General features: G+C 66.3%; 16 protein-coding genes. 13 read left to right on the forward strand and 3 right to left on the reverse strand.

Annotated features, from left to right (window positions below):
* Positions 1–150: 150 nt before the first annotated feature.
* Positions 151–927, reverse strand: coding sequence for an enoyl-CoA hydratase (locus ACVK00_RS27920; RefSeq protein ID WP_284888520.1), 777 nt, complete (start codon positions 925–927; stop codon positions 151–153).
* 129 nt (positions 928–1,056) lie between these two features.
* On the opposite strand from ACVK00_RS27920, the gene paaN reads away from it, so the two are divergent.
* From paaN to paaK, 5 genes are all read left to right on the forward strand, one after another.
* Entirely contained in the window at positions 1,057–2,763 is a 1,707-nt protein-coding gene (gene paaN, locus ACVK00_RS27925) for a phenylacetic acid degradation protein PaaN (protein ID WP_284888519.1), read from the forward strand.
* Between the two features lie 87 nt (positions 2,764–2,850).
* On the forward strand, positions 2,851–4,053 hold the full coding sequence (gene pcaF / locus ACVK00_RS27930; protein ID WP_284888518.1) for a 3-oxoadipyl-CoA thiolase: 1,203 nt from the start codon (positions 2,851–2,853) through the stop codon (positions 4,051–4,053).
* Positions 4,054–4,098: 45 nt separating this feature from the next.
* Entirely contained in the window at positions 4,099–4,890 is a 792-nt protein-coding gene (gene paaG / locus ACVK00_RS27935; RefSeq protein ID WP_284888517.1) for a 2-(1,2-epoxy-1,2-dihydrophenyl)acetyl-CoA isomerase PaaG, read from the forward strand.
* Between the two features lies 1 nt (position 4,891).
* Positions 4,892–5,344, forward strand: a complete 453-nt coding sequence (paaI, locus tag ACVK00_RS27940; RefSeq protein WP_228906717.1) for a hydroxyphenylacetyl-CoA thioesterase PaaI — start codon at positions 4,892–4,894, stop codon at positions 5,342–5,344.
* A gap of 38 nt (positions 5,345–5,382) precedes the next feature.
* Positions 5,383–6,681, forward strand: coding sequence for a phenylacetate--CoA ligase PaaK (paaK, locus tag ACVK00_RS27945; protein ID WP_284888516.1), 1,299 nt, complete (start codon positions 5,383–5,385; stop codon positions 6,679–6,681).
* Between the two features lie 132 nt (positions 6,682–6,813).
* Here paaK and mltA read toward each other — a convergent pair whose 3' ends face one another.
* Positions 6,814–7,938, reverse strand: coding sequence for a murein transglycosylase A (gene mltA / locus ACVK00_RS27950; protein WP_284888515.1), 1,125 nt, complete (start codon positions 7,936–7,938; stop codon positions 6,814–6,816).
* Positions 7,939–7,966: 28 nt separating this feature from the next.
* On the opposite strand from mltA, the gene ACVK00_RS27955 reads away from it, so the two are divergent.
* Positions 7,967–8,110 carry a hypothetical protein gene (locus tag ACVK00_RS27955; protein ID WP_006758475.1) on the forward strand — a complete coding sequence of 48 codons (144 nt, stop codon included), beginning with the start codon at positions 7,967–7,969 and terminating at the stop codon, positions 8,108–8,110.
* A gap of 14 nt (positions 8,111–8,124) precedes the next feature.
* Here the strand turns inward: ACVK00_RS27955 and apaG are convergent, their stop codons facing one another.
* Entirely contained in the window at positions 8,125–8,499 is a 375-nt protein-coding gene (gene apaG / locus ACVK00_RS27960) for a Co2+/Mg2+ efflux protein ApaG (protein WP_166722007.1), read from the reverse strand.
* Between the two features lie 177 nt (positions 8,500–8,676).
* Between apaG and rpe the strand changes: the two genes are divergently transcribed.
* The 7 genes from rpe (at position 8,677) to ACVK00_RS27995 (ending at position 15,074) form a co-directional block, all read left to right on the forward strand.
* Positions 8,677–9,363, forward strand: coding sequence for a ribulose-phosphate 3-epimerase (gene rpe / locus ACVK00_RS27965; protein WP_006752695.1), 687 nt, complete (start codon positions 8,677–8,679; stop codon positions 9,361–9,363).
* A 4-nt stretch (positions 9,364–9,367) separates the two neighbouring features.
* Positions 9,368–10,123 carry a phosphoglycolate phosphatase gene (locus ACVK00_RS27970; protein WP_284888514.1) on the forward strand — a complete coding sequence of 252 codons (756 nt, stop codon included), beginning with the start codon at positions 9,368–9,370 and terminating at the stop codon, positions 10,121–10,123.
* Between the two features lie 358 nt (positions 10,124–10,481).
* Positions 10,482–11,975, forward strand: a complete 1,494-nt coding sequence (gene trpE, locus ACVK00_RS27975; RefSeq protein WP_166722009.1) for an anthranilate synthase component I — start codon at positions 10,482–10,484, stop codon at positions 11,973–11,975.
* A 13-nt stretch (positions 11,976–11,988) separates the two neighbouring features.
* On the forward strand, positions 11,989–12,588 hold the full coding sequence (locus ACVK00_RS27980) for an aminodeoxychorismate/anthranilate synthase component II (protein ID WP_175708673.1): 600 nt from the start codon (positions 11,989–11,991) through the stop codon (positions 12,586–12,588).
* Between the two features lie 13 nt (positions 12,589–12,601).
* Positions 12,602–13,633 carry an anthranilate phosphoribosyltransferase gene (trpD, locus tag ACVK00_RS27985; RefSeq protein WP_011655871.1) on the forward strand — a complete coding sequence of 344 codons (1,032 nt, stop codon included), beginning with the start codon at positions 12,602–12,604 and terminating at the stop codon, positions 13,631–13,633.
* Positions 13,634–13,662: 29 nt separating this feature from the next.
* The gene (gene trpC, locus ACVK00_RS27990) at positions 13,663–14,448 is read left to right on the forward strand and encodes an indole-3-glycerol phosphate synthase TrpC (RefSeq protein WP_228906711.1); all 786 of its coding nucleotides are present in this window, start codon (positions 13,663–13,665) and stop codon (positions 14,446–14,448) included.
* Entirely contained in the window at positions 14,448–15,074 is a 627-nt protein-coding gene (locus tag ACVK00_RS27995; RefSeq protein ID WP_012363008.1) for a CYTH domain-containing protein, read from the forward strand. Before trpC ends, ACVK00_RS27995 begins: the two co-directional genes overlap by 1 nt.
* Positions 15,075–15,078: the final 4 nt, after the last annotated feature.

Genomic DNA, 15,078 nt, shown 5'->3' on the forward strand with positions numbered 1-15,078 from the left:
AAGAGGCGTGATTCTAAGCACCCCACCCCGTCTCCGCAAGCCCCTTTGTGAAAATATTTTGAAAAAGCCCCCGTGCGCTGCCGCGCACGGGGGCTGGGGGTTCGTTGCACCAGGAAATCATGCCGGCGACCGACACCCGTCGCCATCGAATCAGCGGTTCTTGAATACCGGCTTCCGCTTCTCGACGAATGCCGCCATCCCTTCCTTCTGATCTTCGGTCGCGAACAGCGAATGGAACAGTCGACGCTCGAAATGAACGCCCTCGGCCAGCGTCGTCTCATACGCACGGTTCACCGACTCCTTGACCATCATGACCGCCGGCAGCGAAAACTCGGCGATCGTCGTCGCCGCGGCAATCGCTTCGTCGAGCAACTTGTCGGCCGGCAGCACGCGCGACACGAGCCCTGCCCGCTCCGCCTCGGCCGCATCCATGAAGCGCGCGGTCAGGCACATGTCCATCGCCTTCGCCTTCGACACCGCGCGCGGCAGGCGCTGCGTGCCACCCGCACCTGGCATCACGCCCAGCTTGATTTCGGGCTGGCCGAACTTGGCCGTATCCGCCGCGAAGATGATGTCGCACATCATTGCGAGCTCGCAGCCGCCGCCGAGCGCGAACCCCGCCACGGCAGCAATGATCGGCTTGCGGATCTCGCGGACGGTCTCCCAGTTACGCGTGATGTAGTCGCCGCGGTAGACATCCATATAGGAATAGGTCGCCATCATGCCGATGTCGGCCCCGGCCGCGAACGCCTTCTCGCTCCCCGTCACGACGATCGCGCCGATCTCGTCGTCCGCGTCGAACGCTTTCAGCGCAGCGCCCAATTCATCCATCAACGCATCGTTCAGCGCATTGAGCGCCTTCGGACGGCTGAGCGTGACCAGCCCGACCCTACCCCGGGTCTCCACCAGGATGTTCTCGTAAGACATCTATTTCTCCTCGATCAATGAAATGAGAAACGCCTCGCACACGCGAATAGTTTGATGCTACCATTCTCCGACCAACCGGTCGGTTAATTAATCGATCCAATTCCTCTCAACGTCCATCAGGCCGCCGTCATGACCCATGCACTGTTCACGAAGCACGAAGACACGCTGAAACACGCCCTCGCCGCCATCGAGAGCCGCGGGTACTGGAGCCCGTTCGCGGAAATGCCAAGTCCCAAAGTGTACGGGGAAAGCGCCAACGCCGAGGGTGAAGCGGCGTTCAAAGCACACCTCGGCAACACGTTCGGGCTCGACCAGCCGGCGTCCGGCGGAACCGTCGGCGCGGAGCAGTCGCCGTACGGGATCGCACTCGGCATCCGCTATCCGAAATCGACGCCCGACGAGCTGATTGCAGCGGCCGCCGCTGCCCAGCGTGCATGGCGCGAAGCCGGCCCGAGCGCGTGGGTCGGCGTCAGCCTCGAAATCCTCGCGCGGCTGAACCGCGCAAGCTTCGAGATTGCCTACAGCGTGATGCACACCACGGGCCAAGCGTTCATGATGGCGTTCCAGGCCGGCGGCCCGCATGCGCAGGATCGCGCACTCGAAGCAGTCGCCTATGCGTGGGACGAACTGCGTCGCATCCCCGCCGATGCGCACTGGGAAAAGCCGCAAGGCAAGAACCCGCCGCTCGCGATGCACAAGCGCTATACGATCGTCCCGCGCGGCACCGGCCTCGTGCTCGGCTGCTGCACGTTCCCGACCTGGAACGGCTACCCCGGCCTGTTCGCCGACCTGGCGACCGGCAACACGGTGATCGTCAAACCCCACCCGGGCGCGATCCTGCCGCTCGCGGTCACGGTTCGCATCGCCCGCGACGTGCTGCGCGAGGCCGGCTTCGATCCGAACGTCGTCACGCTCCTCGCAACCGAACCGAACGACGGAGCCCTCGTCCAGGACCTCGCGCTGCGTCCTGAAATCAAGCTGATCGACTTCACGGGCAGCACGCAAAACGGCACGTGGCTCGAACGCCATGCCCATCAGGCCCAGGTGTATACGGAGAAGGCCGGCGTCAATCAGATCGTGATCGACTCGACCGACGACCTGAAGGCCGCGGCCAAGAACATCGCGTTCTCGCTGGCGCTGTACTCCGGCCAGATGTGCACCGCACCGCAGAACATCTACGTGCCGCGCGACGGCATCCGGACGGCGGACGGCCACGCGAGCTTCGACGAAGTCGCGCAGGCGATCGCCGTGTCCGTGCAGAAGCTGACCGGCGACCCGGCTCGCTCGGTCGAACTGATCGGCGCGATCCAGAACGACGGCGTGACCGCGCGCATCGACGACGCCCGCAAGCTCGGCCGCGTGCTCGCCGACAGCCAGACGCTTCAGCACCCGGCGTTCGCCGACGCTCGCGTGCGCACGCCGCTGGTGCTGCAGCTCGACGTGGCCGACCGCGCGAAATTCACGCAGGAGTGGTTCGGCCCGATCTCGTTCGTGATCGCGACCGACTCGACCGCACAGTCGCTCGATCTCGCCGGCGAAATCGCCGCGGAGCATGGCGCGCTGACGCTTTCCGTCTACAGCACTGACGACAAGGTCCTCGACGCCGCGCACGATGCGGCGGTGCGTGGCGGCGTCGCGCTGTCGATCAACCTGACGGGTGGTGTGTTCGTCAACCAGTCGGCCGCGTTCTCCGACTTCCACGGCACCGGTGCGAACCCGGCCGCCAACGCGGCGCTGGCCGACCCGGCGTTCGTCGCCAATCGGTTCCGCGTGGTGCAAAGCCGCGTCCATGTTGCGCCGAAGGCAGTGCCCGCGGAAGTCGGCCAGACTGCATAACCCGAATGGCCGACGTGCAAACGCCGCCACGTTCCCTACCATGAACGAATCCGCCACCCGGCGGGTTCGTTGCACATCGACACACCCATGACCGACGCCTACATCTGCGACGCGATTCGCACCCCCATCGGCCGCTACGGCGGCGCCCTGAAAGACGTTCGTGCCGACGATCTCGGCGCGGTGCCGCTCAAGGCGCTGATCAAACGCAACCAGAACGTCGACTGGTCGGCGATCGACGACGTGATCTACGGCTGCGCGAACCAGGCCGGCGAAGACAACCGCAACGTCGCGCGCATGTCCGCGCTGCTCGCGGGCCTGCCGACCGCCGTGCCGGGCACGACGCTGAACCGGTTGTGCGGCTCGGGCATGGACGCCGTCGGCACGGCCGCGCGCGCGATCAAGGCGGGCGAGGCACGCTTGATGATCGCGGGCGGTGTGGAAAGCATGACGCGTGCGCCTTTCGTGATGGGCAAGGCCGCCAGCGCATTCGCGCGCCAGGCCGCCATTTTCGACACGACGATCGGCTGGCGCTTCATCAATCCGCTGATGAAACAGCAATACGGCGTCGACTCGATGCCCGAGACGGCCGAGAACGTCGCGGTCGACTACAGCATCAGCCGCGCCGACCAGGATCTGTTCGCGCTGCGTAGCCAGCAGAAGGCCGCGCGTGCGCAGCAGGACGGCACGCTCGCCGCTGAAATCGTCCCGGTCACGATTGCGCAGAAAAAAGGCGACGCGCTCGTCGTATCGCTCGACGAGCATCCGCGCGAAACGTCGCTCGAAGCGCTCGCGAAGCTGAAGGGTGTCGTGCGTCCCGACGGCTCGGTGACGGCCGGCAACGCGTCGGGCGTCAACGACGGCGCATGCGCACTGCTGCTCGCCAACGCGGAAGCCGCCGATCAATATGGGCTGCGCCGCCGCGCGCGTGTCGTCGGCATGGCGAGCGCCGGCGTCGAGCCGCGCGTGATGGGTATCGGCCCGGCGCCAGCCACGCAGAAACTGTTGCGCCAGCTCGGCATGACGATCGACCAGTTCGACGTGATCGAGCTGAACGAAGCGTTCGCTTCGCAGGGTCTCGCGGTGCTGCGCATGCTCGGTGTCGCCGACGACGATCCGCGCGTGAACCCGAACGGTGGTGCGATCGCGCTCGGCCATCCGCTCGGCGCATCGGGTGCCCGGCTCGTGACCACGGCGCTTCACCAACTCGAGCGTACGGGCGGCCGCTTTGCGCTCTGTACGATGTGCATCGGCGTCGGCCAGGGCATCGCGATCGCGATCGAACGCGTGTAACCGACGCGCCGCGCGCCTATAACGAAGTCATGAAGGAGACTCTGCATGTCATATCAGGCGATCCAGCTGGATATCGATCAGGCTGCCCACGTGGCCGCGATCACCCTCAACCGTCCGGACAAGCTGAACAGCTTCACGCGGGCGATGCACCGCGAACTGCAGTCGGCACTCGATGAAGTCGAGGCGAGCGGCGCGCGTGCGCTGATCCTGACGGGTGCGGGGCGCGGCTTCTGCGCGGGCCAGGACCTGGCCGACCTCGACTTCACGCCAGGCGCGTCCACCGACCTCGGCACGCTGATCGACGAGTATTTCAATCCGCTGATCCGCCGCCTGCAACGCATGCCGATTCCGGTGATCGCCGCCGTCAACGGCACGGCGGCCGGCGCCGGTGCGAATCTCGCGCTCGCATGCGACATCGTATTTGCCGCGCGCTCGAGCAGTTTCATCCAGGCCTTCGTCAAGATCGGGCTCGTACCCGATTCGGGCGGCACCTGGTTCCTGCCGCAACGCGTCGGCATGGCCCGCGCGCTCGGGCTCGCCCTGACCGGCGACAAGCTCGGGGCCGAACAGGCCGAACAATGGGGCTTGATCTGGCGCGCGGTCGACGACGATGCGCTCGCCGCGTCGGCCCGTCAGGTCGCCAACCAGCTCGCGCAGCAGCCGACGCTCGCGATCGCATCGATCAAGCAGTCGATGCGCGACAGCATGACGAATACGCTCGACCAGCAGCTCGACCTCGAACGCGACCTGCAGCGCAAGCTCGGCCAGTCGGCCGACTACGCGGAAGGCGTCAAGGCGTTCATCGAGAAGCGCGCGCCGCGCTTCGAGGGGCGTTAACATGACCACGTCCACCGACACGCTCGCCCCCGATGCGCTCGCCCGTGCGACGGCCCAGGCCATGTACGATGCGGACGCCTGCAGCCGCGCGTTCGGCATGGAAATCGCCGAAGTACGCGCCGGCTACGCTCGCCTGCAGATGCGCGTCCGGCCGGAATTCCTGAACGGACACCAGACCTGCCACGGCGGCATCATCTTCACCCTCGCCGATTCGACGTTTGCGTTCGCGTGCAACTCGTACAACCTGAATACCGTTGCGGCGGGCTGCTCGATCGAATACCTGCGTCCCGTATACGGCAATGACCTGCTGACGGCCGAGGCGATCGAACAGACGCGCAGCGGCCGGCACGGCATCTACGACATCCGCGTCACGAACCAGACAGGCGAAACGGTCGCAATGTTTCGCGGCAAATCGACCCAGATCAAGGGCACGGTCCTCCCGGAAGACCGCTGACGTCCACGGCTCGCTCATAACAATCACTGGAGACACGCATGACTACCCCGCTACCGCTCGAGCCAATCGAGACCGCCTCACGCGACGAGCTGACCGCGCTGCAACTCGAACGCCTGAAATGGTCGCTCCGGCATGCGTATGAGCACTCCCCCGTCTATCGCCGCAAATTCGACGAAGCGGGCGTGCATCCCGACGACCTGAAAACGCTCGCGGATCTGTCGCGCTTCCCGTTCACGACCAAGAGCGACCTGCGCGACAACTATCCGTTCGGGATGTTCGCGGTGCCGCAGGACCAGATCTCGCGCATTCACGCGTCGTCGGGCACGACCGGCAAGCCGACCGTCGTCGGCTATACGGCGCGCGACATCGACACGTGGGCGAATCTCGTCGCGCGCTCGATCCGCGCGGCCGGCGCGCGCCGCGGCGACAAGGTTCACGTCAGCTACGGCTACGGGCTGTTCACGGGCGGGCTCGGCGCGCACTACGGCGCCGAACGCGCGGGGCTGACGGTGATCCCGTTCGGCGGCGGCCAGACCGAGAAGCAGGTGCAGCTGATCCAGGATTTCCGGCCCGACATCATCATGGTGACGCCGAGCTACATGCTGTCGATCGCCGACGAGATCGAGCGCCAGGGCCTCGATCCCGCGCAAAGCTCGCTGCGCATCGGCATCTTCGGCGCGGAACCGTGGACCAACGACATGCGTGTGGCCATCGAGCAGCGAATGGGCATCGATGCGGTCGACATCTACGGGCTGTCCGAAGTGATGGGTCCGGGCGTCGCATCGGAATGCGTCGAGACCAAGGACGGCCCGACCATCTGGGAAGACTACTTCTATCCGGAAATCATCGATCCCGAGACCGGTGAAGTGCTGCCGGACGGCGAACTCGGCGAGCTGGTCTTCACGTCGCTGACGAAGGAAGCATTGCCGATCGTCCGCTACCGGACGCGCGACCTGACGCGTCTGCTGCCCGGAACCGCGCGCACGATGCGCCGAATGGAAAAAATCACCGGGCGTTCGGACGACATGATGATCGTGCGGGGTGTCAACGTCTTCCCGACGCAAATCGAGGAACAGCTGCTGAAGCAACACGCGCTCGCGCCGCACTATCAGATCGTGCTGACGAAGGAAGGGCCGCTCGACGTGCTGACGCTCAACGTCGAACCGTGTCCCGAAACGGCCCCCGACACGGCGGCGATCCATGCGGCCAGGCAGGCGCTCGCGCACGACATCAAGTCGCTGATCGGCGTGACGGCCGTGATCAACGTGCTACCCGTGAACGGGATCGAGCGCTCGGTCGGCAAGGCTCGCCGCGTGATCGACAAGCGCAGGGGCTGACACCCGCCGCGGCCCCATCGCCACGCGAAGCAGCAATCGCGCACGCAAAAAAACAGCCCGACCGGCCAACAAACCGATCGGGCTGTTTCGTTTCGATGCCCGGCTACACGTGCGCGCCGGCACCGCCACGCATCACGAATTCGGGAACAGCAGCCACATCCGGCCGGTCTGCTTCATCCGCCCGGCCTGATCGCCGGCGTCGTCGCCGAGCCCCCAGAAATAGTCGGCCCGCACGCCGCCCCGGATCGCGGAACCCGTATCCTGCGCGAACACGAGCCGGTTCATCGGCGTATTCGTCAAAGGACGCGTGGTCTGCAGGAACACGGGCGTGCCGAGCGGGATCGACGACGGATCGACCGCGATCGACCGCTCGGGCGTGAGCGGCACGCCGAGCGCGCCGATCGGGCCGTCCGCGCCGCCGTGCGGCGCATCTTCCTTGGTCGGCATGTCACGGAAGAACACGAATCGCGGATTCGTGTCGAGCAACGCGTCGACGCGAGTCGGGTTCGCCTTCGCCCATGCCTTGATGCCCTGCATCGTCGCCTGTGCGGGCGTCAACTCGCCGCGATCGAGCAGCCACTTGCCGATCGAACGGTACGGCTGGTTGTTGGTCCCGCCGAAACCGACCCGCATCACCGAACCGTCGTCGAGCAGCACGCGTCCCGAACCCTGCACCTGCAGGAAGAACGCCTCGATCGGATCGTCGACCCACACGAGTTCGTTGCCGTTCAGGATGCCGGCGCGCTCGAGCTGCGCGCGAGCGGGCAGTGCGGCACCGGCGCGATAGCCTGTCGGCCAGCGGTACAGCGCGTACTGGTAAGGACCGCGACGCACGCGCGAGCCGTGCAGCAGCGGCTCGTAATAGCCGGTCACGAGCCCGTCGAGCGTGCCGTCGGTGTTCGCCAGCTGAAACGGCGTGAAATACGTTTCGAAGAATGCCCGCGCGCCGCTGACGTCGAGTTCATCGAGGCGATCCGCGGCCGCGCAGGCGCGCTGCCACGCCGGCTGGCGCGCGAGCCGCACGCAGTTCTGCCGCAGCGCGGCCGCCGCGCCAATCAGCGAATCGTCCTGCCAGCCCGGCACCTGCTGCCATGCGACCGGCGTCAGCCGCTTCGCGGCGATCTGGCCCGGCACGATCGCCGTGCCGGTCGGCGGCTTGAGTGTCGACGTCCGCGTCGGCGCGCCGCCGCACGCGGCCAGCAGTGCGGCCGTCGCGGCCGCCGCAACCCAGCCGGCCAGCCGGGGCCCAAACCACATACAATGTCCGTTCTTGATGGAAACCGCCATGTCAGATTTTCTCGACCAATATCCGATGCTCATCTTCGCGCTCGAAGCTTTCGTAGCGCTCGCCCTGCTGATCTTCATCGTCGTGTGGACGTCGTCGGGCAGGAAGAAGCACGCCCGCGGCAACGACCGCCAGCCGCGCTGACCGCCCCCGCACGCTCAATGCAGCGTGCGCGGCATGTGCAGCGCAAATTCGTCGACCGGCGCGTCGAACCGCTCGCCGTCCTCCGCCACGCAGAAGTACGCGCCGCGCATCGTGCCGACCGGCGTCGCGATCACGGCCCAGCTCGTGTATTCGAAGTGTTCGCCCGGCTGCAGCAGCGGCTGGTGCCCGACGACGCCGAGCCCCTTCACTTCCTGCACGTGGTTCTCGCTGTCCGTGATGATCCAGTGACGCGCGATCAACTGCGCCGCGACCTGCCCGGTATTGCGGATGGTCAGCGTGTACGCGAATGCGTATTGACGCCGATCGGGGTCGGATTGTTCCGGCAAGTAGCTGGTTTTCACCGAAACGGTGAACTGATACTGACTCATGATGTTTCCGCTGTAGGTAAGCACCCGCGCCAACTCGAGCGGCCAGGCCGCGGGCGCGCCGCATTGGTTCGGCATTCTATGCGGAATCGGGCCGCAACCGCACGGCCTGTCGCCGCGCACCGGGTCGCCGGACGGTAGAATGGCGGTTTTGCGCCGCAGCGTCCCCGCTCCCCTGTCATGACTCAATTCCGCATCGCTCCCAGCATCCTGTCGGCCGACTTTGCACGGCTCGGCGAAGAAGTCCGCAACGTGGTCGCCGCCGGCGCCGACTGGATTCACTTCGACGTGATGGACAACCATTATGTGCCGAACCTGACGATCGGCCCGCTCGTCTGCGAGGCGATCCGCCCGCACGTGCAGGTGCCGATCGACGTGCACCTGATGGTGCGCCCGGTCGACCGGATCGTGCCCGATTTCGCGAAAGCCGGCGCGAACCTGATCAGCTTCCACCCGGAAGGCTCGGACCACATCGACCGTACGCTGTCGCTGATCCGCGATCACGGCTGCAAGGCCGGCCTCGTGTTCAATCCGGCCACGCCGCTGAACTATCTCGACCACGTGATGGACCGCCTCGACTTCGTGCTGCTGATGTCGGTGAACCCCGGTTTCGGCGGCCAGTCGTTCATTCCGGAAACGCTGAACAAGCTGCGCGAAGCGCGTGCCCGCATCGACGCGTACACCGAGCGCACCGGCCGCGAGATCCTGCTCGAGGTGGACGGCGGCGTGAAGGCCGACAACATCGCGGAAATCGCGGCAGCCGGCGCGGACACCTTCGTCGCGGGTTCGGCGATCTTCGGCAAGCCCGACTACCGCACGGTGATCGACGAGATGCGCGCCGCGCTCGCCACCGTCGAGCGGAGCTGACGCCGTGGCCGATTCCTCGCTGGCGGGTCGAGCACCGGCCGAAGCCGACGGCCCGATCCGTTTCGCGGCGTCGCGCATCGACGCGGCGCTGATCGACCTCGACGGCACGATGGTCGATACGGCCGACGATTTCACGGCCGGGCTGAACGGCATGCTCGCGCAGCTCGGCGCGCCGGCCACGTCCCGCGACGAGGTGATCGGCTACGTCGGCAAGGGCTCCGAGCATCTGATCCAGAGCGTGCTGAAGCCGCGCTTCACGCCCGACGAAGCGCACGCGCGCTTCGACGACGCGCTCGCGATCTACCAGACCGAGTACGCAAAGATCAACGGCCGTCACACGCGCCTCTATCCCGAGGTCGCGGCCGGTCTCGATGCGTTGCACGAGGCCGGCATCCGGCTCGCGTGCGTGACGAACAAGCCGCACCGCTTCGCGGTCGAGCTGCTCGAGCAATACGGGCTGATCGATCGCTTCGGCATCGTGCTCGGCGGCGACAGCGTCGCGCGCAAGAAGCCTGATCCACTGCCGATGCTGACGGCCTGCGACGCGCTCGGCGTCGCGCCGGACGCGGCGGTCGCGATCGGCGACTCGGAAAACGACGCGCTGGCGGGCCGTGCGGCCGGCATGGCGACGCTGACGGTGCCGTACGGGTACAACCACGGCAAGGCTATACAAACGATAAATTCGGATGGTATAGTCGATTCGTTGCTGGTCGCAGCACGCGCGATCGCCGCGCACAACGCCGGCCGGCCAACCATCTGATTATTTCTTCCATCCGCATGTTTCTGAATAAAAAACGGAGTCTGAGCAGCATCGACCGGGGAGCCTGGCCCTGGCGTCGCTGGTCGCGCTAACCTCTTCGATGAGGTACGCTGAGGCACGTCTTCAGCGCCGTTTTTTATCTCGCTGCGCATCCGCGCGCCGATCGTCGCACCACCTCGAGTTCTACCGCGCCCGAACGCTTGCGTTCAGGATCGGCCGCAGGCTCGCGACGCTCACGCCCGGAATGCCGGCCGGCAACAGGCACTTCTCGATCGACCGCCCTTTCGCCGACGGCAGCCCGCGCAGCGTCAAGTGATCCCTGGCGCACACCGCCGCTCGTCCCGAACAGGACCGGAACATGACCGAACTCGAATTCCAATCGCTCGCGAACGAAGGCTACAACCGTATCCCGCTGATCGCGGAAGCGCTCGCCGACCTCGAAACACCGCTGTCCCTCTACCTGAAGCTGGCCCAGCCTGAACGTGCGGGCGCCAACTCGTTCCTGCTCGAGTCGGTGGTCGGCGGCGAACGCTTCGGCCGCTATTCGTTCATCGGCCTGCCTGCACGCACGCTGGTACGCACCCGCAACGGTGTGTCCGAAGTGGTGCGCGACGGCCAGGTCGTCGAGACGCACGACGGCGACCCGTTCGAATTCATCGAGTCGTTCCAGGCGCGCTTCAAGGTCGCGCAGCGCCCGGGCCTGCCGCGCTTCTGCGGCGGCCTTGCCGGCTATTTCGGCTACGACGCGGTGCGCTACATCGAGAAGAAGCTCGCGAACACCGCGCCGCGCGACGATCTCGGCCTGCCCGACATCCAGCTGCTGCTCACCGAAGAAGTCGCGGTGATCGACAACCTCGCCGGCAAGCTCTACCTGATCATCTATGCGGATCCGGCCCAGCCCGAGGCTTATACGAAGGCGAAGCAACGCCTGCGCGAGCTGAAGCAGCGCCTGCGCACGACCGTGCAGCCGCCCGTCACGTCGGCGAGCGTGCGCACCGAGACGTTCCGCGAATTCAAGAAGGAAGACTATCTGGCCGCCGTGCGCCAGGCGAAGGAATACATCGCGGCCGGCGAACTGATGCAGATCCAGGTTGGCCAGCGGCTGACGAAGCCGTACCGCGACAATCCGCTATCGCTGTATCGCGCGCTGCGCTCGCTGAATCCGTCGCCGTACATGTATTACTACAACTTCGGCGATTTCCACGTGGTCGGCGCGTCGCCGGAAATCCTGGTGCGCCAGGAAAAGCGCGGCGAAGACCAGATCGTCACGATCCGTCCGCTCGCCGGCACGCGCCCGCGCGGCAACACGCCCGAACGCGACGCGGAACTCGCGACCGAACTGCTGAACGATCCGAAGGAAATCGCCGAGCACGTGATGCTGATCGACCTCGCGCGCAACGACGTCGGCCGCATCGCGCAGATCGGCTCGGTGCAGGTCACCGACAAGATGGTGATCGAGAAGTACTCGCACGTGCAGCACATCGTCAGCTCGGTCGAAGGCAAGCTGAAGCCCGGCATGACGAACTACGACGTGCTGCGCGCGACGTTCCCGGCCGGCACGCTGTCCGGCGCGCCGAAGGTGCGCGCGATGGAACTGATCGACGAGCTCGAGCCGGTCAAGCGCGGGCTGTACGGCGGCGCCGTCGGCTACCTGTCGTTCTCGGGCGAAATGGATCTCGCGATCGCAATCCGCACGGGCCTGATCCACAACGGCAACCTGTATGTGCAGGCGGCGGCCGGCGTCGTCGCCGACTCGGTGCCCGAATCCGAATGGCAAGAGACCGAAAACAAGGCGCGCGCGGTGCTGCGTGCGGCCGAACAGGTCCAGGACGGCCTCGATAGCGACTTCTGACCGGAGACTGACCATGCTGCTCATGATCGACAACTACGACTCGTTCACCTACAACCTGGTCCAGTACTTCGGCGAACTGGGCGAGGACGTGCACACGTACCGCAACGACGAAATCACGCTCGACGACATCGCGCGCCTGAATCCCGACACCCTCTGCCTGTCGCCCGGCCCGAGCAACCCGCAACACGCGGGCATCACGCTCGACGTGCTGCGCGAATTCGCGGGCAAGAAGCCGATTCTCGGCGTCTGCCTCGGCCACCAGGCGATCGGCGAAGCGTTCGGCGGCCGCGTGGTGCGCGCGAAGACCATCATGCACGGCAAGGTGAGCCGGATCGAAACCGACTGCCGCGGCGTGTTCGCCGACCTGCCGAAGCATTTCGACGTCACGCGCTACCACTCGCTCGCGATCGAACGCGAGTCGCTGCCCGACTGCCTCGAGGTGTCCGCCTGGACCGACGACGGTGAGATCATGGGCGTGCGTCACAAGACGCTGCCGATCGAAGGCGTGCAGTTCCACCCGGAATCGATCCTCTCCGAGCACGGCCATGCGCTGCTCGAGAATTTCCTGAAGCAGAATCGCGCGGCGGCCCACGCGGCCGCGCCGGCCGCCTGACGGGAGACGCATGATGACGATTACCCCGCAGGAAGCGCTGCAGCGCACGATCGAGCACCGCGAAATCTTCCACGACGAGATGCTGCACCTGATGCGGCTCATCATGCGCGGCGACATGTCGCCCGTGATGGCGGCCGCGATCATCACCGGGCTGCGCGTGAAGAAGGAGACGATCGGCGAGATCGCCGCCGCCGCGACCGTGATGCGCGAATTCGCGAATCACGTCGAGGTGCAGGACAACTCGAACTTCGTCGACATCGTCGGCACGGGCGGTGACGGCTCGCACACGTTCAACATCTCGACCGCGTCGATGTTCATCGCGGCAGCGGCCGGCGCGAAGGTCGCGAAGCACGGCAACCGCGGCGTGTCGAGCAAGTCCGGCAGCGCCGACGTGCTCGACGCGCTCGGCGTGAACATCGACCTGCAGCCCGACCAGGTTGCCGCGTCGATCGCCGAAACCGGCATGGGCTTCATGTTCGCGCCGAACCACCACCCGGCGATGAAGAACATCGCGGCCGTGCGCCGCGAGCTGGGCGTGCGGACGATCTTCAACATTCTCGGCCCGCTGACCAATCCCGCCGGCGCGCCGAACCAGCTGATGGGCGTGTTCCACCCCGACCTCGTCGGCATCCAGGTGCGCGTGATGCAGCGTCTCGGCGCGCAGCACGTGCTGGTCGTGTACGGCAAGGACGGGATGGATGAAGTGTCGCTCGGCGCCGCGACGCTCGTCGGCGAATTGCGCGACGGCAAGGTGCACGAATACGAGATCCATCCGGAAGACTTCGGCCTGCAGATGGTGTCGAACCGCACGCTGAAGGTGGAAAATGCCGAGGAATCGCGCACGATGCTGCTCGGCGCGCTGGACAACCAGCCGGGCGTCGCGCGCGAAATCGTCACGCTGAACGCAGGCACCGCGCTCTACGCGGCCAATATCGCCGAATCGATCGCGGACGGCATCCAGCTCGCCCGCGAAGCGATCGCGAGCGGCAAGGCGCGCGCGAAGGTCGACGAACTCGTGCGCTTCACGCAGCAGTTCAAGCGCTGACTCCCCTTACGAATCAAGCAGGAACCCACATGAGCGACATTCTCGACCGAATCATCGCCGTCAAGCGCGAAGAAGTCGCGGCGGCCATGCGCAGCACGCCGCTCGAGGCACTGAAACTGGACGCATCGGCGCGCGACCTGCGCGACTTCGTCGGCGCACTGCGCGCGAAGCAAGCGGCCGGCAACGCGGCAGTGATCGCCGAAGTGAAGAAGGCGAGCCCGTCGAAGGGCGTGCTGCGCGAGCATTTCGTGCCGGCCGACATCGCGCGCTCGTATGCGGCCCACGGCGCCGCGTGCCTGTCGGTGCTGACCGACGAGCAGTTCTTCCAGGGCAGCGTCCGCTACCTCGAGGAAGCGCGCGCGGCCTGCACGCTGCCGGTGCTGCGCAAGGACTTCATCGTCGACGCGTACCAGATCCTCGAAGCGCGCGCGATGGGCGCCGACGCGATCCTCCTGATCGCGGCCGCGCTCGACACGCCGCTGATGCAGGACCTCGAGGCGTATGCGCACTCGCTCGGCCTTGCGGTGCTGGTCGAAGTCCACGACCGCGACGAGATGGAACAGGCGCTGACGCTGAAGACACCGCTGCTCGGCATCAACAACCGCAACCTGCGCACATTCGAGACGACGATCCAGACCACGCTCGACATGCTCGACATGATTCCGCCGGAACGGATGGTCGTGACCGAGTCCGGCATCCTGTCGCGCACCGACGTCGACACGATGCGCGCGGCGAACGTGAACGCGTTCCTCGTCGGCGAAGCGTTCATGCGCGCCGACCAGCCGGGCGAGGAACTCGCGCGGATGTTCTTCTGATGGCGATCGAAACGGAAATCAAGCTCGCGCTGCCGGCCGGTCAGGCCGATGCCGCGCGGCGCTTTTTCGCGACGCTGACCGGCGAAGACGGCGACGTCATCACGCTCGCGAACGTCTACTACGACACGCCCGATCTCGCGCTGGCCCGTTCGAAGAGCGCGGTGCGCGTGCGCCGCACACCGCATGGCTGGCTGCAGACCTTCAAGACGGTCGGCAGCGCGCAAGACGGCCTGCATAGTCGCCACGAATGGGAGTTGCCCGTTGCCGGCGATGCACTCGAAATCGATGCGCTCGTCGCCGCGTGCGACGTACCGGACGCCGCCGCCGCACTGCGCGACGCGGCGCCGGCGCTGCATGCGCTGTTCCGGACGGATTTTTCGCGTACGCTGTGGCGCATCGCAATCGGCGGTGCAACCGTCGAGGCCGCGGTCGACGTCGGCGAGATCGTCGTCCAGACGGAAAACGATACGCGCCGCGAACCGATCAGCGAAATCGAACTCGAACTGATCGACGGCCCGGAAGCGGCGCTCGCGACGCTCGCCGCCGAACTGCAGCAGGCGCTGCCGGGCCTCGCCCCCGAAAACATCAGCAAGGCGCAGCGCGGCTATCGGCTGCGCGCGCAATAAACAC

The organism is Burkholderia sp. PvR073, assembly GCF_054055695.1.

Bases quoted from the DNA above. Each gene is read 5' to 3' on its own strand.
- ACVK00_RS27920 (WP_284888520.1), bottom strand. From the start codon at position 927: ATGTCTTACGAGAACATCCTGGTGGAGACCCGGGGTAGGGTCGGGCTG.
- paaN (WP_284888519.1), top strand. From the start codon at position 1,057: ATGACCCATGCACTGTTCACGAAGCACGAAGACACGCTGAAACACGCC.
- pcaF (WP_284888518.1), top strand. From the start codon at position 2,851: ATGACCGACGCCTACATCTGCGACGCGATTCGCACCCCCATCGGCCGC.
- paaG (WP_284888517.1), top strand. From the start codon at position 4,099: ATGTCATATCAGGCGATCCAGCTGGATATCGATCAGGCTGCCCACGTG.
- paaI (WP_228906717.1), top strand. From the start codon at position 4,892: ATGACCACGTCCACCGACACGCTCGCCCCCGATGCGCTCGCCCGTGCG.
- paaK (WP_284888516.1), top strand. From the start codon at position 5,383: ATGACTACCCCGCTACCGCTCGAGCCAATCGAGACCGCCTCACGCGAC.
- mltA (WP_284888515.1), bottom strand. From the start codon at position 7,938: ATGTGGTTTGGGCCCCGGCTGGCCGGCTGGGTTGCGGCGGCCGCGACG.
- ACVK00_RS27955 (WP_006758475.1), top strand. From the start codon at position 7,967: ATGTCAGATTTTCTCGACCAATATCCGATGCTCATCTTCGCGCTCGAA.
- apaG (WP_166722007.1), bottom strand. From the start codon at position 8,499: ATGAGTCAGTATCAGTTCACCGTTTCGGTGAAAACCAGCTACTTGCCG.
- rpe (WP_006752695.1), top strand. From the start codon at position 8,677: ATGACTCAATTCCGCATCGCTCCCAGCATCCTGTCGGCCGACTTTGCA.
- trpE (WP_166722009.1), top strand. From the start codon at position 10,482: ATGACCGAACTCGAATTCCAATCGCTCGCGAACGAAGGCTACAACCGT.
- ACVK00_RS27980 (WP_175708673.1), top strand. From the start codon at position 11,989: ATGCTGCTCATGATCGACAACTACGACTCGTTCACCTACAACCTGGTC.
- trpD (WP_011655871.1), top strand. From the start codon at position 12,602: ATGACGATTACCCCGCAGGAAGCGCTGCAGCGCACGATCGAGCACCGC.
- trpC (WP_228906711.1), top strand. From the start codon at position 13,663: ATGAGCGACATTCTCGACCGAATCATCGCCGTCAAGCGCGAAGAAGTC.
- ACVK00_RS27995 (WP_012363008.1), top strand. From the start codon at position 14,448: ATGGCGATCGAAACGGAAATCAAGCTCGCGCTGCCGGCCGGTCAGGCC.